The 20,621-nt window shown below is 75.6% G+C and carries 21 protein-coding genes; 9 read left to right on the forward strand and 12 right to left on the reverse strand.

Annotated elements, in window-relative coordinates; all coding sequences use genetic code 11:
* Nucleotides 1–17: 17 nt before the first annotated feature.
* The 4 genes from ACSU53_RS01100 to ACSU53_RS01115 all read right to left on the reverse strand — a co-directional run bounded on the left by ACSU53_RS01100 (nt 18) and on the right by ACSU53_RS01115 (nt 6,409).
* Complete coding sequence (locus tag ACSU53_RS01100) at nt 18–2,390, reverse strand: glycoside hydrolase family 65 protein (RefSeq protein WP_437024320.1); 2,373 nt, start codon at nt 2,388–2,390, stop codon at nt 18–20.
* 135 nt (nt 2,391–2,525) lie between these two features.
* Nucleotides 2,526–4,250: a GAF domain-containing protein gene (locus tag ACSU53_RS01105; RefSeq protein WP_437024321.1), complete on the reverse strand. Its 1,725-nt coding sequence runs from the start codon at nt 4,248–4,250 to the stop codon at nt 2,526–2,528.
* A 106-nt stretch (nt 4,251–4,356) separates the two neighbouring features.
* A complete protein-coding gene (locus tag ACSU53_RS01110; RefSeq protein ID WP_437024322.1) occupies nt 4,357–5,091 on the reverse strand; it encodes a response regulator in 735 nt (244 codons plus the stop codon).
* A 610-nt stretch (nt 5,092–5,701) separates the two neighbouring features.
* Nucleotides 5,702–6,409, reverse strand: coding sequence for a helix-turn-helix domain-containing protein (locus ACSU53_RS01115; RefSeq protein WP_437024323.1), 708 nt, complete (start codon nt 6,407–6,409; stop codon nt 5,702–5,704).
* A 305-nt stretch (nt 6,410–6,714) separates the two neighbouring features.
* Here ACSU53_RS01115 and ACSU53_RS01120 point away from each other — a divergent pair, with 305 nt between their 5' ends.
* Together ACSU53_RS01120 and ACSU53_RS01125 are read left to right on the forward strand one after the other, a co-directional pair.
* Nucleotides 6,715–7,098, forward strand: a complete 384-nt coding sequence (locus tag ACSU53_RS01120) for an STAS domain-containing protein (RefSeq protein WP_437024324.1) — start codon at nt 6,715–6,717, stop codon at nt 7,096–7,098.
* 296 nt (nt 7,099–7,394) lie between these two features.
* Nucleotides 7,395–8,600: a globin domain-containing protein gene (locus ACSU53_RS01125; RefSeq protein WP_437024325.1), complete on the forward strand. Its 1,206-nt coding sequence runs from the start codon at nt 7,395–7,397 to the stop codon at nt 8,598–8,600.
* A gap of 166 nt (nt 8,601–8,766) precedes the next feature.
* Here ACSU53_RS01125 and ACSU53_RS01130 read toward each other — a convergent pair whose 3' ends face one another.
* The 4 genes from ACSU53_RS01130 to ACSU53_RS01145 form a co-directional block, all read right to left on the reverse strand.
* Complete coding sequence (locus ACSU53_RS01130) at nt 8,767–9,141, reverse strand: hypothetical protein (protein WP_192233413.1); 375 nt, start codon at nt 9,139–9,141, stop codon at nt 8,767–8,769.
* An 87-nt stretch (nt 9,142–9,228) separates the two neighbouring features.
* Complete coding sequence (locus tag ACSU53_RS01135; RefSeq protein WP_437024326.1) at nt 9,229–9,747, reverse strand: roadblock/LC7 domain-containing protein; 519 nt, start codon at nt 9,745–9,747, stop codon at nt 9,229–9,231.
* Between the two features lie 38 nt (nt 9,748–9,785).
* Nucleotides 9,786–10,571, reverse strand: a complete 786-nt coding sequence (locus ACSU53_RS01140; protein WP_437024327.1) for a DUF4388 domain-containing protein — start codon at nt 10,569–10,571, stop codon at nt 9,786–9,788.
* A complete protein-coding gene (locus ACSU53_RS01145) occupies nt 10,568–10,972 on the reverse strand; it encodes a hypothetical protein (RefSeq protein WP_437024328.1) in 405 nt (134 codons plus the stop codon). The genes ACSU53_RS01140 and ACSU53_RS01145 overlap by 4 nt, the downstream gene beginning before the upstream one ends.
* 489 nt (nt 10,973–11,461) lie before the next feature.
* Between ACSU53_RS01145 and ACSU53_RS01150 the strand changes: the two genes are divergently transcribed.
* Nucleotides 11,462–12,610: a hypothetical protein gene (locus ACSU53_RS01150; RefSeq protein WP_437024329.1), complete on the forward strand. Its 1,149-nt coding sequence runs from the start codon at nt 11,462–11,464 to the stop codon at nt 12,608–12,610.
* A 393-nt stretch (nt 12,611–13,003) separates the two neighbouring features.
* On the opposite strand, the gene ACSU53_RS01155 is transcribed toward ACSU53_RS01150, so the two are convergent.
* Nucleotides 13,004–14,593 (reverse strand): hypothetical protein, encoded by a 1,590-nt coding sequence (locus tag ACSU53_RS01155; RefSeq protein ID WP_437024330.1) that lies wholly within the window; start codon nt 14,591–14,593, stop codon nt 13,004–13,006.
* A gap of 270 nt (nt 14,594–14,863) precedes the next feature.
* On the opposite strand from ACSU53_RS01155, the gene ACSU53_RS01160 reads away from it, so the two are divergent.
* The 3 genes from ACSU53_RS01160 (at nt 14,864) to tgmB (ending at nt 16,507) form a co-directional block, all read left to right on the forward strand.
* Nucleotides 14,864–15,190: a YkvA family protein gene (locus tag ACSU53_RS01160; protein ID WP_437024331.1), complete on the forward strand. Its 327-nt coding sequence runs from the start codon at nt 14,864–14,866 to the stop codon at nt 15,188–15,190.
* Between the two features lie 119 nt (nt 15,191–15,309).
* Entirely contained in the window at nt 15,310–15,501 is a 192-nt protein-coding gene (gene tgmA, locus ACSU53_RS01165; protein ID WP_164336612.1) for a putative ATP-grasp-modified RiPP, read from the forward strand.
* Between the two features lie 16 nt (nt 15,502–15,517).
* The gene (gene tgmB, locus ACSU53_RS01170) at nt 15,518–16,507 is read left to right on the forward strand and encodes an ATP-grasp ribosomal peptide maturase (protein WP_437024332.1); all 990 of its coding nucleotides are present in this window, start codon (nt 15,518–15,520) and stop codon (nt 16,505–16,507) included.
* A gap of 60 nt (nt 16,508–16,567) precedes the next feature.
* On the opposite strand, the gene ACSU53_RS01175 is transcribed toward tgmB, so the two are convergent.
* Nucleotides 16,568–16,783, reverse strand: coding sequence for a hypothetical protein (locus ACSU53_RS01175; RefSeq protein ID WP_437024333.1), 216 nt, complete (start codon nt 16,781–16,783; stop codon nt 16,568–16,570).
* A gap of 151 nt (nt 16,784–16,934) precedes the next feature.
* Nucleotides 16,935–17,411: a hypothetical protein gene (locus tag ACSU53_RS01180; RefSeq protein WP_437024334.1), complete on the reverse strand. Its 477-nt coding sequence runs from the start codon at nt 17,409–17,411 to the stop codon at nt 16,935–16,937.
* Nucleotides 17,412–17,599: 188 nt separating this feature from the next.
* Between ACSU53_RS01180 and ACSU53_RS01185 the strand changes: the two genes are divergently transcribed.
* Nucleotides 17,600–18,568 carry a GlxA family transcriptional regulator gene (locus ACSU53_RS01185; protein ID WP_437024335.1) on the forward strand — a complete coding sequence of 323 codons (969 nt, stop codon included), beginning with the start codon at nt 17,600–17,602 and terminating at the stop codon, nt 18,566–18,568.
* A 108-nt stretch (nt 18,569–18,676) separates the two neighbouring features.
* Here the strand turns inward: ACSU53_RS01185 and ACSU53_RS01190 are convergent, their stop codons facing one another.
* Complete coding sequence (locus ACSU53_RS01190) at nt 18,677–18,934, reverse strand: DUF5133 domain-containing protein (RefSeq protein ID WP_437024336.1); 258 nt, start codon at nt 18,932–18,934, stop codon at nt 18,677–18,679.
* 239 nt (nt 18,935–19,173) lie between these two features.
* On the opposite strand from ACSU53_RS01190, the gene ACSU53_RS01195 reads away from it, so the two are divergent.
* A complete protein-coding gene (locus ACSU53_RS01195; protein ID WP_437024337.1) occupies nt 19,174–19,581 on the forward strand; it encodes a VOC family protein in 408 nt (135 codons plus the stop codon).
* A gap of 118 nt (nt 19,582–19,699) precedes the next feature.
* Nucleotides 19,700–20,587 (forward strand): Gfo/Idh/MocA family protein, encoded by an 888-nt coding sequence (locus ACSU53_RS01200; RefSeq protein ID WP_437024338.1) that lies wholly within the window; start codon nt 19,700–19,702, stop codon nt 20,585–20,587.
* Nucleotides 20,588–20,621 lie beyond the last annotated feature (34 nt).

The raw sequence follows: 20,621 nt of genomic DNA on the forward strand, positions 1-20,621 counted from the left end.
CACCCCGGTCACCCCGGTCACTCCCTGAGCGGCAGGCGGCCCGTCTCCCCCGGCCGGAGGCGGGCCGTTCCGTCCGGCAGCCGCACCTCGACCGGCCCGGGCCCCGAGGCGGGCACCGAGATCTCCACCGCGCCCCGCTCCAGACGGATGCGGACGCCCCAGTGTCCCTGGTAGCGCAGGGTGAAGCCGTAGGACGACAGCTGGGGCAGCGGCACCGGGTCGAGGCGCAGGGCGCCGTCCCGGGTCTCCAGACCGGGGAGCCCGCGCTGGACCAGGTCGAGGGTGCCGGCCATGGCACCGAGGTGGATGCCCTCCCCGGTGGTGCCGCCCTGGAGGTCGGCGATGTCACCGCGCAGCGCCTCCAGGCAGAACGACCACGCCTCCTCCCGGCGGTCCCGGGCCAGCAGCCAGCCGTGGACCAGCCCGCTGAGGGTGGACCCGTGGCTGGTGCGGTGCAGGTAGTGGTCGACGGTGCGCCGCCAGACGTGCTCGTCGAGGTCGTGGCCCAGACGGCGGAACAGCGCCCGCAGTTCGGCCGGGGAGAACAGGTAGCCGAGCATCAGCACGTCCGCCTGCTTCGAGGCCCGGTAGCGGTTGACGCTGTCGCCCTCGGCCTCCAGGATCCGGTCCAGGCGCCGGATGTCGCCGTAGCGCCCGCGGTAGCCCTCCCAGTCCAGCTCGGCCAGTTCCTCGTAGCCGGCGAACTGGCTGATGACGCCCTCGTGGTAGGGCACGTACAGGGTGCGGGAGATCTCCTCCCACCGGTCCAGCTCGGCCGCGTCCAGGCCCGTCCGCTCGTCGAGCTCGCGCCGCCGTGGCTCGGGCAGGCCGCGCAGCACGTCGAGCGTGTGGCCGAGCACCCAGGCGGCGGTGACATTGGTGTAGGCGTTGTCGTCCAGGCCGGGCCGGTCCGCGTCGGGGTAGGCGTCGTGGTACTCGTCCGGCCCGACCACGCCCCGGATGCGGTGCCGGCCGAGGTCCCGGTCCCAGGTCGCCGCGCCGGCCCAGAAGCGGGAGATCTGCAGCAGCATCTCGGCGCCCCTGGTGTGCAGGAACTCGGCGTCGCCCGTGGTGGCGCAGTACTGCCACACGTTGTACGCGACCGCCGAGCCGACGTGGTGCTGCAGGTGGGTGTGGTCGGGGACCCAGCGGCCCGACCGCGGGTTGAGGTGGAGGGTCTGGGACTCCTCCCGGCCGTCGCTGCCGCTCTGCCAGGGGTACATCGCCCCGCAGTGCCCGGCGTCCCGGGCCGCGGTGCGGGCCCGTTCCAGGCGCCGGTACCGGTAGTGCAGCAGGGCGCGGGACACCTCGGGGAAGTGCAGGTTGAGGTACGGCAGCACGAACAGCTCGTCCCAGAAGACGTGCCCCCGGTACGCCTCGCCGTGCAGCCCCCGGGCCGGGACGCCGACGTCCAGGTCGGCGGTGTGCGGGGAGAGGGTCTGCAGCACGTGGAACAGGTGCAGGCGCAGGATGCCGCCCGCCTCCCCCGGCACGTCCAGCTCTCCCCGGCGCCACAGCTGGCCCCACGCGGTGCGGTGCGACTCCACCAGCGCGCCGAAGTCCGTCACCCGGCCCACCCGGTCCACGGCGGCGTGCAGGGGGTCGCTGATCGCCGGGTCGTGCGAGGTGTGCAGGGCGACGACCTTGTCGACGGCCGTGGTCAGGCCCTCGGCCAGGTCCAGGACGGTCCGCTGCACGGCGCGCGGCCCCTGCCCCTCCGGGTCGTCGACCGGCGTCTCGCACAGCAGCCGGGAGGCGAGGGCGACGCGGATGTCGGAGGTACGGGTGCGGCAGCGCAGCCACGCCGTGTCCTTGTCGGCGGTGCCGGTGTGCACGTGCGTCAGGTGCCGCCCGTCCAGGGCCCGGTAGCGGGGCACTCCGGCGTTGGTCACCCCGCCGTCGAGCGCGGCTTCCACCTCGAGCGGGCCGCTGTGGCGTTCGGGCGTGAACTCGGTGCGCAGCGCGGCCAGATAGGGGTCGGCCATGTGCACCAGCCGTTCCTGGCGCACCCGCAGGGACCGGCCGTCGCCGAGGTCGTAGCGGGTGTGACGCTCCAGCAGGCCCGAGGACAGGTGCAGGATCTCGCGGTGGTCGAGCACCGTCGCGGTCTCGGGGGTCAGCCAGTCGCCCCCGGGCAGGCGGAAGCGCAGGGGCAGCCAGTTCGGGAGGTTGACCATGTCCTCGTTCTCGACCTGCATCCCGGCCACCTCGGAGGTCAGCCGGTCGTAACAGCCCGCCGCGTACGTCCCCGGGTAGTGGACGTCGTCGGCCGGGCACTCCGGCAGCGCGCCCCGGGTGGCGAAGCGGCCGTTGCCCAGCGTGCACAGCGACTCCCGCAACCGCTCGTCGGCGGGGTCGTAGCCCTCGTACTCCCAGGTCCAGCCCGTCACCTCGACGCTCCTCCCGGCAGCGGCCCGCCGGGATCGCTCCGGGCGGACGGTGCGCACCCAAGTACCCCTCCGCGGCACCCGGCACACGTGGCCTCCTGCGGGGCGAGGCCCTCACCCGCCGGGGGGCGTCCCGTCTCAGCGCGGCGTCACCGGCACGCACCACACCAGCGTGGTGCCCCCGCCCTCGGGGACGGTGGTCTCCAGGGTGCCGCCGAGCTGCTCGGCACGCTCGGCGATGTTGCGCAGGCCGCTGCGGCGGCCGCCCTGCGGCAGGCCCACCCCGTCGTCGGACACCGTCAGCCGCACCTCGCGGCCGTCGGTCTCCAGACCCACCTGGACGCGGCCGGCCCGCGCATGGCGGGCGACGTTGGTCAGCGACTCCGACAGGACGGCCACCACGTGGTCGGCGGTCTCCTTCGTGACGTGGGTGTCGACCAGGCCCTCCATCCGCACGCTGGGCGCGAAGCCGAGCACCGGTGCCGCCTCGCCAACCACCCGCACCACCCGGGCCCGCAGCCCGCTGCCGGTCTCACCGTCACGGGCCCGGAGCCCGAAGATCGTGGACCGGATGATCTTGATGGTCTCGTCCAGGTCGTCGACGGCGCGGGCCACCCGCTCCGAAGCGCCCCGGTGCTCGATGAAGCGGCCGGCGCTCTGCAGCGTCATGCCGGTGGCGAACAGCCGCTGGATGGCGAGGTCGTGCAGGTCCCGGGCGATGCGGTCGCGGTCCTCCAGGACGGCGATCTGTTCGGCGTCCTCGCGGCGTTCGGCCAGCTCCATCGCCACCGCCGCCTGGGCGGCGAAGCCCCGCAGCGGTTCGATCTCCTTCTCCGAGAACGCCCCCTGCCCGGTGGCCCGCACCAGCAGCAGGACGGCGCGCACCCCGTCCCCCGAGCCGACGGGCACCGCCACGGCCGGGCCCAGACCGGCGAACCGGGGCGGCCCCGACGAGACCCGCTCGTCGCACGAGACGTCGGTGCTGGTGACCGGGGCGGCACCGGCGAAGGCCCGGCCCAGCAGGCTGTCGTCGACCGGCACCACCAGTCCGCGGTGCGCGTCCGCCTCCTGCCCGATGGCCAGCTCCACGGTCAGTGAGCCGGTGTCCGCCATCGGCACGGCGACCTCGGCCAGGGCCGCGCCGGTGATCTCCCGGGCGCGTTCGGCGATCAGCGCCAGCGCCTCGCCGCGCCCCATGCCGGACATCAGCCCGTGGGTGAGCTCGGCGTTCGCCTGGAGCCAGCGCTCGCGCAGCCGGGACTCCTCGTACAGCCGGGCGTTGTCGATGGCGACGCCCGCGGCGACGGCGAGGGTGGCGAGGACCGACTCGTCCTCCTCGTCGAACTGCGCGCCCCCGCGCTTCTCGGTGAGGTACAGGTTGCCGAAGATCTGGTCGCGCACCCGGATGGGGACGCCGAGGAAGGAGTTCATCGGCGGGTGGTGGGCGGGGAACCCGTAGGAGGCGGGGTGCTCGGAGAGCTTCGTCAGCCGCAGCGGCTCCGGGTGCCGGATCAGCTCGCCCAGGATGCCGTGCCCCTCGGGGTAGGCCCCGATGCGCCGGATCGTCTCCTCGTCGATGCCGACGGTGTGGAACGCCGACAGCCGCGTGCCGTCGGGCCCGATCACGCCCAGCGCGGCGTACTCCGCGTCGACCAGGGCCGCGGCCGCGTCGACGATGCTGTGCAGGACCTGTTCCAGGTCGAGCTCGCGGCCGACCGAGAGCACGGCCTCCAGCAGGCTGTGCACGCGGTCACGGGTGCCCCGGGCGGCGTCGATGCGCCCCTGCAGCTCCTCCAGCAGCTCGTCCAGCCTCAGCTGCGGCAGCCGTACCCGGGCGTCCCCGTCCCGCTCGGCGCTTCCCACCCGTGGACCTCCCGTGTCCTCCGCGGCCGGCGGTGCGCGGCGGCCGACAGCAGCAACGGTATCGGGCACGGCCCGCGGACGTCGCGCCGGTTGCCGCAGGTCCGGGTCAGCGTTCCGGGCGGCGCAGCCGGTCCTGGGCCTGGGTGGCGATCACCGCGGCCTGGACGCGGCGTTCGACCCCCAGCTTGGCCAGCAGCCGGGAGATGTGGTTCTTGACCGTCTTCTCGGCGAGGTAGAGCCGCTGGCCGATCTGACGGTTGGTGAGTCCCTCGCCGATCAGGGTGAGGATCTCCCGCTCCCGCTCGGTCAGGCCGGGCAGCGCGTCCTCCTCCTGCGGCTGCTGATCCTGCCGCAGGCGGGCCATCAGCCGGGTGGTGGCGCTCGGGTCGAGCAGCGACTGCCCCGCGGCCACCGTCCGCACCGCCTGGACCAGGTCCGAGCCCTGGATCTGCTTCAGCACGTAGCCGGCGGCGCCCGCCATGATCGAGTCGAGCAGCGCCTCCTCGTCGTCGAAGGAGGTCAGCATCAGGCACGCCAGGTCGGGCATCCGGGACCGCAGCTCGCGGCACACGCTCACCCCGTCGCCGTCCGGCAGGCGCACGTCCAGCACCGCGACCCGGGGACGCAGCGCCGGCACCCGCACCAGCGCCTGTTCGACGGTGGCGGCCTCGCCGACCACGGTGATGTCGGGTTCGTCGTTCAGCAGGTCGTGGACTCCTCGCCGGACCACCTCGTGGTCGTCCAGGAGGAAGACCCGGATCGGCTGCTCCGCTCCGGGCTGCTCGGTTCCGGGCTGCTCGGTTCCGGGCTGCTCGGTTCCGGGCTGCTCGCCGACCGTCATCTGGTGCTCCTCGTCTGCCGTGCGACTGGGTCCGCCGGTCGCACTCCGGCGTCGCAGGGTTCTCCTGCTACGGCGATCATCGCTCCTGCGGGGCCGGACGGCCAGGGCCGGTCGGCCCTCTCCGGCCCGCTGCCCGGGGGTGTGTCCGCCGCGCAGGGCCGGACGGCCCCCGCTGCCGGGACCCCCGGCCACTGGACGGCACCCGTCCCGCCGGGCATCCTCGGAGTCGGAGCGGCACCGATCCCCCGCGGTGCCGCTCCTTCACGTCGGCGCCGCGTCCGGTCCGGTTCACGTCGGGTTCGCGTCCGGTCCGGGGGCTCGTCAGCGTCGCGGCCGGTGGGGGCCTCTCCGCCTCCAGGTCCGGTCCGGGGCCCCGGAAGCGTCACGTCCCGTGGGGCCTCTCCGCCTCCAGGTCCGGTCCCGGGGCTTCGCCTCCCTCGTGTCCGGGCCGGGGCTTCGTCTTCTCGCCCGGTCCGGAAGCGCTCCGCACGTCGCGGCCGGTGGTCCTCCGCACGTCCCGGCCGCCGCCGCCTTGCGCGGCCCGGCCGCCGGTCCCCTGCGCGTCCGCCGCGTCCAACCGGGGGGTCGCCGCACGCACGGCCGTGGCCGGTCAGACGGTGATGCGGCGGCCGGTGATCTCGAACGGCTCGATGCGCACCCACTCGTCGCGCCGCCCGCCCGCCCAGGGCTCGCTGTGGGCCCGCTCGGCGAGCCGCGCGGTCTCCTCGGGTGCCGTGACGGCCACCGCGTCGCCGCGCACCTGGACGCTCCATCCCTGACTCAGCGCGTCGTCGATGCGGTCCACCTCGAAGGCCACCCGGTGTCCCACGGCCCGGGCGGGCGTGGTGCCGGGCGCGGTGCGGAAGACCACGGAGTCGTCGACGACGTCGTAGTTCACGGGGACGATGACGGGCCCCTCGTCGGTGGGGACGGCGAGACGGCCGACGCCGTGGGAGCCCAGCAGGGCCCGGGACTCCTCCTGCTCCAGCACGGTGAACTCTGCGTGCCGGGACGCCCGGCCGGTGCCCGGCGGCAGGTCGGTGTCGCCGCCGGCGAGCCTGTTCAGGGTGGTCTCCAGGACCCCGGCCAGCCGGAGCAGGACGCCGGTGTTGGGCGAGGCGCCGGCGTGTTCCTCCAGATGGGCGAGGTAGCTGGGGGCCAGGCCGGCGCGGGCCGCCGTCTCCTCGCGGGTGAGGCCGAGTTCCGTGCGGCGGCGGGCCAGTCGGCGTCCCAGGTCACCGACCGGGGCGCCGTCCTGGCCTCTGTCCGGGGCTCCGTTCTGGGCGGGCGGCGGGACCTCTGCGGCCATGGCTGTCACTTCCTTCTCTCTCGCGCGGTGCCCCGCGCCGTCCGGCGGGTGGTGCGCGGACGGGGTCCGGGCCGGGGCGCCGGGTTCTCCGGCGGGCCGCGGGGGCCGCACGGCCCGGGACGGTGTCGGGCGGTGCCGGCCCGCACGGGCCGTCGTACCCAGCTTGTCCCGTTCCGCCGGATTCCGCTCGGGCCCGCCGCTCCGGGCCCGGGCGGCGGCGCGGGGCGGGTGGCCGGGCGCCCGTGTCCCCCGGCCCTCCGTCCCGGGGCCGGACGGCCCTACCCCGTGCGGGATCAGGGGTGTTGGCTCTCCGCATGTCCGACTTCTCTGGCAGGCTCGGCGTGCGGCTGAGGGAGAGCACCGTCGCCGGCACGGTGATCGTCGCCCCGCACGGTGAGCTCGACCTGCTCACGGCACCGGCTCTCGCGGCGCGCCTGGACGCGCTGACCGCAGGCCCGTGCCCCGACGTGGTGGTGGACCTGCGGGCCGTCTCCTTCATCGACTGCTCCGCCCTGGGTGTGCTCTGCCGCGCCCGCAACCGCGCGCGGGTCCGGAACGGACGGCTGCGGCTGGTCTCGCGGAGCCCCGCCTTCCGCAGGCTGCTGCACCACACCCGGCTCGACGGCGTCTTCGACCTGCTGCCCGGGCTCCCCCGCTCGCTCGCCCCGGACCGGCCGGTCGGCGCCGGGTGGTCGTGACCGCTCGGCGCGGCCGTACGGCGGGCGGGTCCGACCCCGGCGGGCGGCGGCCCGTCGCGGCACGGCCCCGTCGGCGGCGGCACGGGCCCCCGGTCCCGCGGGCCGCGCCGACCGGCCCCTCCCCCGGCCGGTCGCGGGGGCCGAAGGTCCCCTTCCTGTGGTCCGGTCGGCCCGAAGTGCAGCTCAGCGGCCCCTGAGCCAGGAAAACACGATGATCCGATTGCTATACAGAGGGTGGCCCCGGAGTCTGGTTCCGGCGCCAACCGCCCTTCCCCGTCCCGTCGTTGGGAGACCTCATGCTGTCCGAAGAATCCGCCGCAGTGGTGCGGGCCACCCTGCCCGCCGTGGCCGGTGCGCTCGACGAGATCACCGCGCGCTTCTACGGCGCGATGTTCCGGGACCGCCCGGAGCTGCTCGACGGACTGTTCAACCGGGGCAACCAGGCCAGCGGGGCCCAGCGCCGGGCGCTGGCCGGGTCCATCGCCGGGTTCGCCCAGGCGCTGCTCGCCGAGCCGGACACCCGGCCCGACGCGCTGCTGGCCCGCATCGCCCACAAGCACGCCGCCGTCGGCATCACCGACGACCAGTACACGATCGTCCACAAGTACCTGTTCGGGGCGATCGCGGAGGTGCTCGGCGACGCCGTCACCCCGGACGTGGCCGCCGCGTGGGACGAGGTGTACTGGCTGATGGCCGGGGCGCTGATCGCGCGGGAGGCACGGCTCTACCACGAGGCGGGCGTGGCACCGGGTGAGGTGTGGCGGCCGTGGACGGTCGTCGAGCGCCACGAGGAGACGGCCGACGTGGTGTCCTTCCTGCTGCGCCCGGCCGACGGCGGGCCCCTCCCGCGGGCCCGGGCCGGCCAGTACGTCAGCGTCCGGCTGCGGATGCCCGACGGAGTGCACCAGGTGCGTCAGTACAGCCTGTCCTCGGACCCCGGGGACGATCTGCGCCGGATCACGGTGAAGCGGGTGGCGGGCGAGGACGGCACGCCCGACGGTGAGGTCTCCGGCCTGCTGTTCGACCAGGTCGGCACGGGTGACGAGCTCACGCTGTCCGCACCGTTCGGCGACGTGTCGCTCGACGACGCCGACACGCCCCTGGTGCTGGTCTCCGCGGGCATCGGCTGCACCCCCATGACGGGCATGCTGGCGCGGCTCGACGCCCTGCGTTCCGGCCGCCGGGTGCTGGTCCTGCACGCCGACGCCTCGCCCGGCGAGCACGCGCTGCGGACCGAGGTGCGCGAGACGGTGGAGCGGCTGCCGGACGCGGAGGCGGTGTTCTGGTACGAGCGGCCGGGCCCCGAGGAGCCCGGCGCCCGCACGGGCCTGATGGACCTCACGGACATCGACGTCCCGGCGGACGCCACGGTGTACCTGTGCGGGCCGCTGCCCTTCATGCGGGCGGTGCGCGCCCAGGTCCTGGCCGCGGGGGTGGCACCCCGCAACGTGCACTACGAGGTGTTCGGACCCGACCTCTGGCTGCCCTCGACGGCGGCCTGACCGGCTCCCCACGGACCCGGCGGCACGGCCGGCGGCGGTCCCTGCCCCCACGGGCAGGGCGGCCGTCGGCCGCGGGCGCCCGGGACGGCGGGCACGGGCGGGCCCGGCGGGTCACGTGGTTCCACGTGGTTCCGCCGGGCCGGGCCGTGCGGGTCGACGGGGCCGTTCAGACCTCCAGTTCGGCCTCCAAGCGGCGCAACTGGTGCCGCGCCATGGCGAGGTTGGCCCGTCCGGCGTCCAGCACCAGGTACAGGAACAGGCCGTTGCCGCCGCGGCCCTTGAGCAGGCGGATCAGGTGGTACTGGCTGCTGAGGGTGATCAGGATGTCCTCGATCTCGTCGTTCAGGCCGAGGTGCTCCATGGTGCGCAGCTTGGAGCGCACCACGTCGGTGTTGCCCGCGGCGGCGACCTCCAGGTTGAAGTCCTTGCCGCCGCCCAGCGTGCCGAGGGCCATGCCGCTGGTGTAGTCGACGAGCGCGGCGGCCGTGGCGCCGTCGATCGAGGCGAGGCATTCCTTGAGCGCGGTCTCGGTGTTGGCCATGGGGGTGTTCCTTTCGGTGGTGATCGGTGGTTCGGGCCGGCCGCCGGGTGGTGCCGCGGCGTCCGGCGTGCAGGGGTGTCCGGTGGATCAGCCGCCCGGCTGGGGGCGGGGCTGGTGCGGGGGGCGCTGCGGGGTGCGCACCGGCAGGGTGCCGATGCGGCGGGCCGGGTCCGGGGGCGGTGCGAGGTGCCCGCCGGCGACCGGGCGCTCGGCGTGCCGCCCGCCGCCGGGGCCGATCCGGGCGTCGACCAGTTCGGCGATCCGGGCGCCGCTGCGCCGTCCCTCCAGGTGCAGCCGGCCGACGTTGACCCGGTCGTCGGCGAGGAGGGTCAGCACCGCGGTGGTGCCGGCGGCGTAGGTGGCGACGTAGCCCCGGGTGCCGCGGACGAGGAGTTCGCGGAACTCGCCGCGGTCGGCGGCGTCCGTCATGCGGTACGCGACGCCGAGGGCGGCGGCGGTCAGGGCGGCCAGGCCCTCCGGCTCGGTGTCGGGGACGTCCTGGGCGAGGACGAGTCCGTCGACGGTGGCCGCGAGCGATCCGGTCAGCCGGGGTATCCGGGTGCGGAGCCGACGCAGTTCGTCCAGCACGTCGGTCTCGACGGCCATGAGCAGTCTCCTTTCGGCACGCTGTCGGCGCGCGCGGATCACAGTGCCTCCAAGGCGTCCAGGAGCCGTCGCAGCAGCGCTGTGTCGGGCTCGTCCCACGCCCCGCCCCGGGGGTCACCTGGCCCCGGGGGGACGTCGGCGACGGGTGGGGGCGGGGCGGGGGTGACCAGGCCGTCGGCGGCCAGCCGGCGCAGTTCGACCAGGGTGTGGAAGGTGCGGCAGGCGAGGGCCGAGGCGATCTGTGCGGCGGTGCGGGCGCCGTCGACCAGCGCGAGGGTCCGGCCGCGGCGGGGCGGCAGGTCGGCCGGATCGGCGGCCGACGCGCGGGTCAGCGGTACGACGTCGACGGCCGGGTCGGGCCAGATGCGGTGCAACAGGTCGCGGCGGCGCAGCGATTCGCGCAGCACCGCGTCCACAGGGACGGGGCGGACCGCGCCGAACCAGTGGGCGACGCCGGGCCGGAAGCGCGGGGCGGCGCCGTCGGGGGCGAGCGCGAAGTACGCGGCGTCGAACAGGGCGCCCAGGTGGAACAGTTCGAGCGCCCCGGTGGTGAGGCGGCCGCTGTCGATGAGCCGCCGGCCGACCCGGTGGCCGGCCCCGGCGTGCTCCACCGCCTCCCACCAGCCGTCCGGGGTGACGGCGCCGCTGCGGGTGAGCAGGTCACCGAGGTCGGGGCTGTATCCGGACTCGACGTGGACGACGTGCCCCGCCGCGAGGTAGACCACCCCGTACCGGGTGGTGAGGGCACCGGTGGCGCGATCGGCGGCGAGGGTGCCGAGGAGTTCCGGGGCGGAGCCGTCCGCGCGGGCTGTCGTCGTCGTCATCCGAGCACCAGTCGGTCCGCCATCTCGGCCAGCCGGATGCGGGCCAGGGCCAGGTTGCCGTCCCCGCGGTCGAGCCACAGGTACAGGAACACCGTGCTGTCGAACGTGGTGATGACGAATCTCAGCAGGTGGTAGGCGTCCGCGGTGGTGAGGATGAGGTCCTGGACGGGCGGTTCCTTGCCCGCCGGGGCCAGGACGCTCGTCCCGCCGGGGGCGAGCGTGCCGCTCTCCATGGCCAGGCGGGCGAGTTCGGCGGTCTCGGCCGCCGTCGCCTCGGGGTCGTCACCCGGCGCGTCGCCCACCGCCCCCAGCGCGAGCCCGCTGATCCAGTCGACCACCAGGGCCCCGCGGGCGCCGGGCAGTCGCATGGCTTCCAGCAGGCTCTCGTCTATTCCGGGCACGCCGGATCCCCCTCCTCGCACGGCTGTACCGCGAACGTGACGTCGAAGCTACGGTGTGTGCTCGACCGAGGTGGGGGCTTTGGCGTTTTCCGGGGGAATATGCGACACGGCCATCCCGGCTTTGGTAGGGTCCGCGCCCCTCGCGTCCGCCCGCCGGTTCGACGGACCGCCGGGACAACGGTGCCGGGGGCCGGTTCCGGGGGCTTCGCCGTGTGCGGGCAGGGCCTTCCCCGATGCGGATGGTGGGACGGCCCTGCCCGCGGCACCCCATTGTGGCGGGGGCCCGGCGGCGCGGCCACGTGTGCGGCGGCCTGCCGCGTGCACGTCGTGCACACCCCGCGCGCGCCGCACCGTGCACGCCCCCGCACATGCGGGCCGGTGGCGGGGGTACTCGCAGGTCGGGTCCGCCGTCCGGTGGACCCGTGTGCCGTCCGCCGGCCGACGGCGGCGATACTGGCAGGACCCATCGTCCCCTTCCCCCCAGGACCCATGCCGACCTCCACCACCGTCCGCGCCACGGTCCCCCCGACGGTCTGGCTGATGCGCGGCCGCCACACGGGGACCGCCCCGGAAGACGACCTGCGTGCCACCCTGCGCGCCCTCAAGGACAGCCGGGACATCGACGACTTCCTGGAGCTTCCCCCGGGCGACGGCGAGGCGCCGGACCTGGTCTTCGAGGCCCGCACCCGGGTCGGCGACGGGGTCGTGGTGCGGGCCCGTCTCGAACTGGCGCCCGCCACCGAGGACGGCCGGGACTGGACCCTCGTCGCCGAGGCCGACGGACGGCCCTGGGATCCCGCCTGGCCCGCTCCGGCCGGCATGTTCTGGCCGCAGGGGCCGGACGCGGCCTGGGACGCGGACCCGGCCACGGGGCTGCGGCCGGGCACCCTCCATCAGCTGCCCGAGGACGACAAGGCCGTACGACGGCTGCTGCGGAACTGCGCCCGCAGCGGGACGCGCATCCACGTCCTCGTCCACGAGGCCATGACCACGGACGAGCGGGGACGGGTGCCCCTGACGCACTGGCTGCCGCCGGGGCTGCGGCCCCTGGTGGTGGAGCACCGGGCGGCTCCGCACCAGCTGCGGGTCGTCAACTGGGCGCTGCGCGAGACCGGCGTCGAGGTGCCGCGCGGCGGCGCGCTGGTCCTGCCCGGCCGGCCGGCGCCCGAGGGCTACGACGCCGCCGCGTTCTCGGTCCGGGCGGTCTTCCTGGACGGGACCGAACCCGTCGGCCTGACCGGCGCGGTCCGGGACTTCGCGGCGCTGGCCCGGCCGGTGCCGGACGGGGCGCAGGGCGCGCTGACCGCGCTGCGCGAGGACTGGCACCTGCTGTCCGTCGAGGAGGAACTCGACCGCCAGCGCGCGTTGGTGGCGATGTACGCCGAGGCGCTGGAGGCGATGACGAAGTCGCGGGACCTCTACCGCGAGGCGGCCGAGCGGGCGCACGAGGCGCTGACCGCCTACCGGGAGTCGGCGGGTGACCCGCCGGGCGGCGGGCAGCCGTCCGGTTCCTCCGCCGCGCCGTCCCCGCTGCGGCAGCTCACCCGCACCCTGGACCGCTTCAGGCCGACGGCCGGGCTCCGCCGCTCCGGGGCGGCACAGGAGCCGGACGGCCGGTCGGCTCCGTCCGGCTCCTGACCCCGCGTTCCGCCCCGGGCCCGCGCGTGGTCCGGTGGTCCCGGCCCCGGGCTGGGCGGCCGTCCCGGTGCAGCCGCGCGGGAAGGGCGGGGACGGGCGCCGGCCGGGGCCGGTCCGCGCGGGGCGACCGTCCCCGGAGGCTGCCGGGCGGGCCGGCACCCGTCGGGGGGCGGCACGCGACGCGGCGGGGCCGTCCACCCGGGCCGTGCCGGCGACGCGTGAGTGCCGCCGAGGCCGCCCCGCCCCCGGCACGGACCGAGGGGATCACGGTCCACGGGGCCACGGTCCACGGGCACACGTCACGCCCCGGGCGCCCGGGGCCCCCGTCCGGCGCGGCCCCCGTCGGAACGACCGCGGGGCCCGGACAGCCCGGCTCCGGCAGCCGGGCCGGGGTCAGTCCGCCAGGCGGCCGGCCTCCGGGGGCGGCCAGGCGGCCCAGCGCCTCCCCGGGAACGGGGACACGATCCGCACGATCAGCGCGGCCAGCGCCACCAGGGCCGCCGTGACGGCGGCGGCACCGGCGAGCCACGGGGGTGCCAGGGCGAGGTCGACCGCCCGGGAGGGGACCGCCGAGGGGAGGGACCGCCCGTAGACGTGGGCCGCCGCCAGGACGGCCGGGACCACGACCGCGAGCGCCAGCACCAGTGCCCCCGGGCGCACCAGCAGGACCGCCCCGGTCACCAGGCACAGCACGGACAGGCCGAGGGCCAGGGCGTGCAGCCGGGCGGAGGCTCCGTCGTGGTGCAGCGGGAAGTGCGCCACCGCGCACAGGATCAGCAGGACGGCACCGGTCCGGCCCGCCCAGGACACCGGGCGCCCGAGCCGCCGATCGGAGGGCCGGGCGGTGGTCTCCCCGCCGGCGCGGGACGCCTCGGCGGGGCCCGGCCCGGAGCGGGCGCCGCCGGAGCGCGCACGCTTCGTCCGCCCGCGGGCCTCCCGTCCGCCGGGGCCGCCCCTGCGCGGACTCCGGCCGTCGTCCCGGCCCGGGCCCGGCCCGGACTCCGGTCCTCCGTGGCCCCGTTCACCGTCGGCCGGCCCGGCGTCGGGGCGGGGCGCCGGGCGGGGCAGCCCCTCGGCCGCGAGACGGTCGATCAGGCCGACCAGGTCCTCGACGGACCGTCCGGTGGCGGCGGCCCGCAGGGCCTCCTCGCGGCAGTGGGGTGCCAGCGGCTCGCTGTGCAGGAGCGCGACCAGGCGGGTCACCTCCTCGACGGGGCGGTGCGCCGCGGCCGCCCGGATCACTTCGTCGGCGTCGTGGTCCGCGCGCGGCGGGCGGGTCAGCAGGGCGACCAGGCGGGTCACGTCCTCGACGGGACGGTCCACCCCGGCGGAGCGCAGGGCGTCCACCACGGCGCGGGTGTGCTCGGGGGAGCGTTCCAGGGAGGTGATGAGGTCCACGACCTCGTCCAGCGGCCGGTCCGCGACGGCTGCCTGCACGAGGTCCCGGACCGGGTCCGGGAAGGGTTCCGGTTCCGCCGGCCCCGACGCCGAACCGTCCGCCGCCGGTTCGCCGGCCCGGGACTCGCGGCCGGGCTGGGTCGGCGGATCCAGGAGGTCGACGGTGGCCACCGGGTCCCAGGCCGCCGCGGGGTCACCGGAGCGGTCCCGGTCCGGTGCCGTCCGGGGGGCGTCCTCGGCCACCGGGTCCGCCGGGTCCCACCGGGCCGCCGGATCGGTGCGGTCCACGGCGGCGCCGGTGTCCGCCGGGCCGCCCGCGGGCGGCGCGCCGGGCGGCATCGGCGGGCGGGCCGGGCGCGCGGGGATGTCCGCGGCCGTGGCGTCCGCCGTGCGTCCGGCGGGCGGGGACTCCGCCGGCGCCCGGTGGTCCGCGGGCCGGGTGGGGGCGTCGTCCCGCCGGACGGGGGCGGGATCCGGCCGCCGGGACCCGGTGGCCGTGACCGTCGCCGCGAAGGGCGCGGAAGCCGGACCGGCCCCGGGTATGGAGGGGTCGTTCGGCTCGGGCGACGAGGAATGGGAGGTCATACTCGGCTCCATGGGTGAAGGCTGAGGCCGCTCCTGACGTCCCCCACGTGCGACGAGCGGCGTTACGCTGACCATTACTAGGCCCCTCCCCACCCCCCTGCCACCCGACTGGGCCACGGGGATGACCTGCGACGTTCCCGCGTTTCGCACCGCCGAAGCGGGGAAACGGACCCGGTCGGACATGTCCGGTCCCGGCCCCCATACCCGGGCCGGAAACGGGAATCCAGTCCATGAGGCCCGTGTCGGGGCACACCGGGAGGAGGGCGGCTGGTGGATTCGACCACCGTGGTGCTCGTCGTGGTCGCGGTACTCGCGGCCGTTCTGCTCTCCACCGCACTCGTGGTCCTGGTACGGCTGGTCCGTACGCGGCGCGAACTGCGGCGTGCCGGTCTGCCCACGGGCCCCCGCTGGGTCTTCTGGGGTGCCGTCCTCTATCTGGTCCTGCCCACGGACCTGCTGCCCGACCCGGTCTATCTCGACGACATCGGCGTCCTTCTGCTCGCCCTGCGCTCCTTGCGCGGCTCCCTCGGCGAGGGTGCGCTTCCGTCGGCTTCCGCGCGGTCCGTCCGCCGGCCCGCCGATGACTACGCTCCGTGAGGAAACCAACCACCCGTTCGATTCGTATAAGTGACTGGAAGCCAAAAGAAGTCGGCGGACCAGGCAACGGCGCACAGGTGGCCCCGTCTGGTCGGCGCAGCACCGACGAGGGAGAGACGATGCAACCGTTCGCGCTCAACTACGCCCGTCCGGCGGTGGAGTTGGCGGTCGCCACTCCGTATTCGTACGACTCCGGACTGCAGTTGAACGTTCTCGTCGACGGACGGATCGCCGCTTGCGACCACGCGTTGTTGCGGGAGGTGGGGACCACGACATCGACCGCGGGCTCCAAGACCCACTTCGACGACTGACAGCGGACCGTAGACGATGACCGTGCTGATCCTCACCTGTGAGGAGGACGTGACCGCCGACATGGTGGTCGTGCACCTGAACGGCCGCGGGGTCCCCGTCGTGCGGCTGGACCCCGCGGATCTCACCGCCGGGGTGTCCCTGTCCGGGGAGTACGTCCACGGCCGGTTCCGCGGCCATCTGTCCACCGGGGGAAGGCTGGTGAGCATCGGGGGGCTCCGCTCGGTGTGGGTCCGCAGGCCGGGTGCGCCGGCGAGCGGGGCGGCGCAGGCGTCGGCCTGGCTGACCGAGGAGGCGTCGCAGGCGCTCTACGGCATGCTGCGCGGCTCGGACGCGCGCTGGATGAACCATCCGGACGCCGCCCGGCAGGCGCGGCACAAGCCGTGGCAGCTGCGGCTGGCGCAGCGCTGCGGCCTGCCCGTGCCGGCCACGGTGATCACCACGTTCCCGCGGGCCGCGCGGGAGTTCGCGCAACGGTTCCCGGACCTGGTCGTCAAGCCGGTGTCGGGCGCCCATCCGCAGGATCCGCCGCGGGCCGTGCCGACCAGCAGGGTGCCTCCGGACGCCGACTTCTCCGCCGTGGCGTTCGGCCCGACGCTGTTCCAGCGGCGGGTCGACAAGCGGGCCGACATCCGGCTCACCGCCGTGGGCGAGCGGCTGCTGGCCGCCCGCAAGGAGACGGACCCGGCGGCGGATCCGGACGAGGTGGACGTGCGTTTCGCGGCGTCCGCGGCCCCCTGGAAGCCGGTGGACGTGCCCTCGCGCACCGCCGACGCCGTCCGCGCCTATCTGCGCGAGGCCGGACTGGCGTACGGGGCCTTCGACTTCGCCGAGGACGCCGACGGGGTGTGGTGGTTCCTGGAGTGCAACCAGTCCGGGCAGTTCGGGTTCGTGGAGGTGGAGACGGAGCAGCCGATCGCCCGCACCATCGCGGAGTGGCTGGCCCGGCCCGTCCCCACGGCGGCGGGGGCCGGTGACGGGAACGGGGCGCGGACGGGCGCGCACTGAGCCCGCCGGGCGGGGCACCCGGAACCCGGGCTCCCGGCCGCAGTCCGGGACGCCCGGCCGTCAGGCCGGCCGGGGCCCGGGCAGCAGGGCGGTGCGCTGCCAGCCGTTGCCCGGGGCCTGCGGCCGGTCCGTTCCGGGCAGCGATCCGGGCGACTGCAGGGGCCGCATGACCGACTCCAGTTCCCTGCTCACGCGTTCGGCCTCACGGCGGACTTGTCCGGGCACATCGCCGCACTCCGCGATGAGTCGGTCGTAGATGGGGGAATCCTGGAACACCCGACAACGTGCCTTTCTGCTCTGCGGTCCCCGAGCGGGACGCGAGTGCCGAGTGTAGGCGCCCGCACACCGTGGAGTGCCAATTCCTGCGCACGAGTTGACGCAGAACGGACAATCGGCCGGGTGCCCGTACGCCGGCCGGGCCGCGTGGTCAGGCTCCGGTCGTGGAGCCGGGACGGACGATCATCAGGACGGTGACGGTCGCCCACAGGAGGTTGAACAGACCCGTGTACATGGCCAGTTGCGCGGTGGCGGCACGGTCCACCGGTCCGTCGGCGGCGATCTGCCCGAGGAGTTCGTCCTGGCCCGGCAGGACGAAGGCGATGAGGATGCCCGCGGCGGCCGCGGTCAGCGCGATCGACGCGACCAGCCAGGCGTCGCCCAGCACGCCCATCGCGAGGGCGGTGGCCAGTCCGAGGACGGGGACCGCGATCCCGAGGCGCGCGTAGACCCGGCAGATGCGGTGCAGCACCGTGACGGTGGTGGTGGCCGTGGCCAGGGCGCCCCCGCCGCCGTCGGGGACGGCGGCCCGGCGGGCGGCCGGGGGGAACATGCTCGCGGCGACGGTCACCGGCCCGATCGCCACGATGGCGGCCAGGACGTGCAGGGACAGCAGGAACTTGGTCACCGGGACCCTTTCGACGGTGGGACGAGAGCGGCGCCGGCCTCACGCTAGGCCCGGCTCCCGCGTCCTCCCAGGGGCGGGAACGACAGAAGCCGACGGATTCCCGCCAACCGCGCCGACCAGGCACTTCTCCGGTTCTCCCACCGCACCCCAGTTCCGGCTGCTGGCGGGAACCCGTCTATCGTGGCGCCATGCACTCCGTTGCGGTCCTCGCGCTCCCGGGCGTCATCCCCTTCGACATGGCGGCCCCGATGCAGGTCTTCGACTGGACCCGGCTGCCGGACGGCCGCCCGGCCTACCGGGTGCGCCTGTGCGCCCCGGCGCCCGAGGTGCCCGCCGACGGCGGGTTCACCCTGCGGGTGGACCGGGGGCTGGAGGCCCTGGCGGACGCCGACACGGTGATCGTCCCGGGCGTCGCCGACGGCCCGCCCCCTTCCCCGGCCGTCCTGGAGGCGCTGCGCGGGGCGGCGGAGAGCGGGACGCGGATCGCCTCGGTGTGCGTGGGCGCGTTCGTGCTCGCCCGGGCCGGGCTGCTGGACGGACTGCGCGCGACGACGCACTGGGTGGCGGCCGAGCAGCTGGCGCGGGAGTTCCCCCTCGTCGACGTGCGGCCGGACGTGCTGTACGTCGACAACGGCACCATCCTGACCTCGGCGGGTGCCGCCGCCGCGCTGGACATGTGCCTGCACATGATCCGCCGGGACCTGGGGTCCGCGGTGGCGGCGAACGCCGCCCGGATGTCGGTCATGCCACTGGAACGGGAGGGCGGCCAGGCCCAGTTCATCGTCCACGAACATCCGCCGGTGCCCCGCGGCTCGGATCTGGAGCCGGTCCTGGAGTGGATCGAGGACAACCTGGCGCGGGAGATCACGCTGGGTGCCATGGCGGCCCGGGCGGGGATGAGCGAACGCACGTTCAGCCGCCGGTTCCGGGAGCAGACGGGCACCACCCCGGTGCAGTGGCTGCTGCGGGCCCGGGTGCGGCGCGCCCAGTACCTGCTGGAGAACAGCGACCACACCGTGGAACGGATCGCGGGGCAGGCCGGCTTCGGGTCGCCGACGGCCTTCCGGGAACGGTTCCGCAAGGTGGTGGGGACCACGCCGCACGGGTACCGCGCGGCGTTCCAGGGGGCCGGTCCGCAGGGTTCCCGGGTCACCTGAACCGGGGGGCGGACAGCACGGAGCCCGGTGGGGACACGGTACGCATCCGTGTGCCCACCGGGCTCCGTCGCGCGGCCCCGCGCGCTGCGGCGGCCGGCGCCCGCGCGGTCAGACCGCCAGGGACAGACCGCTCTCGCCCTCGGTGCGCGCGGTCCGGCCGGCCGGCACGGACTTCCGCGCGAGGAGGGCGTCCGCCCGCGCGATGGCGTCCCGGATGCCGGGCGTTCCCGTCATCACGCAGAGCGTGTAGCTGACGTCCTCCAGTTCCCGCGCCGCGACCGGCGAGTACCTCTCCGCCTGCGCGATCCGCAGCGTCGCGTACCGCGTGAGCAGTTCCCTGACGACCTTCGGGTCCGGTTCGAGCACGAAGCGCCCCTCTCTCGTTTTCGGTGCGTATGCCCGGACCCGGCGGAAGCATTCACTTCTTTTACTCAACGGGTCACAGATGACCTGAACCGTTCGCCGGGCGACCGGACCCGACGGGCCGGCGCGTCCGCCCGGCGACGCCCGGGACTGCCGGCCTCCGCGCCACCCCGGGGCGGTTGTCGGACCCCCGCGATACGCTGCGCGAAAGAGCACCTTCCACCCCTTTCCGGGAGGTTCCGATGACCTCACGCCTCAACCCGTATCTGAGCTTCGACGGCGACGCCCGGCAGGCCATGGAGTTCTACCGGGAGGTCTTCGGCGGGGAGCTGCGGCTCAGCACGTTCGGCGAGTTCGGGCAGACCGACGCCCCGCACGCGGACAAGATCATGCACGGCATGCTGGAGAGCCCCGGTGGTCTGACCCTGATGGGCGCCGACACCCCGCCCGGGACGGAGTACGCCCCGGGGAGCAGCTACGCGGTGAGCCTGAGCGGTGACGACGAGAGCGAGCTGCGGGGCTACTGGGAGAAGCTGTCCGGCGACGGCTCCGTGACGGTGCCGCTGGAGCGGCAGATGTGGGGCGACGTGTTCGGCATGTGTACGGACCGTTTCGGCGTTCCCTGGATGGTCGACATCGTCCAGAGCTGAGTCCCCGGGCCCGCGGGGCCCCGGTCCCCGCCGTCCGGGGCGTGTGGCACGCTCGGGCGCGAACCCCCGGCGGGCCCGCCCCGCCGGAGGGTGATTCCCCACGTCGAGAGGTGACGCCATGCGCATCGGACTGCTCGGTACCGGCCCCTGGGCCCGGCTGGCCCACGCTCCCGCGCTCAGCGAACACGCGGAGCTGGAGTTCACCGGTGTCTGGGGCCGCCGCCCCGAGGCCGCCGAGGAACTGGCCGGACAGCACGGCACCCGCGCCTACGCGGACGTCGACGCGCTGCTCGCCGACGTGGACGCGGTCGCCGTCGCGCTCCCCCCGGACGTGCAGGCGGAGCTGGCGGTCCGCGCCGCGCGGGCGGGCTGCCACCTGCTGCTGGACAAGCCGCTGGCGCCGACCGTGGCCGAGGGGCGGGCGGTGGTCGAGGCGGCCGACCGGGCCGGGGTGGCCTCGGTGGTCTTCTTCACCACCCGCTTCCAGCCGGAGCCCGCGGCGTGGATCGCCGAGCAGGAGAAGGCGGGCGGCTGGTTCACCGGCCGCGCGGAGTGGCTCGGCGCGGTGTTCACCGTCGACGGCAACCCCTTCGCGGCATCACCCTGGCGCCAGGACAAGGGGGCGCTCTGGGACGTCGGCCCGCACGCCCTTTCCGTCCTGCTGCCGGTCCTCGGGGACGCCCGCCGGGTGGTGGCGGCGGTTCCGGGCCCCGGCGACACCGTGCACCTGGTGCTGGAGCACGACGGCGGCGCCTCGAGCACCGCGACGCTGAGCCTGACCGTTCCGCCCGCCGCCGCCGGAACGACCGTCGAACTGCGGGGCACCACCGGCGTCACCCGGCTGCCGGAGGCCACACAGGGTGAGGTGGCGGCCCTGACCCGGGCCGCGGACGCCCTGCTCGCCGCCGCGGACACCGGCCGGCCGCACCCCTGCGACGCCGCGTTCGCGCTGCGCGTCACGGAGATCCTCGCCTCGGCGGAGGACCTGCTCGCCGCCGGCCGCTGACACGTCCTGGAGGCGCCCGGCACGGCACCGCCTT

The sequence above is a fragment of the Streptomyces sp. enrichment culture genome (genome assembly GCF_964273255.1).
In the GTDB taxonomy this organism is placed as follows: Bacteria; Actinomycetota; Actinomycetes; order Streptomycetales; family Streptomycetaceae; genus Streptomyces.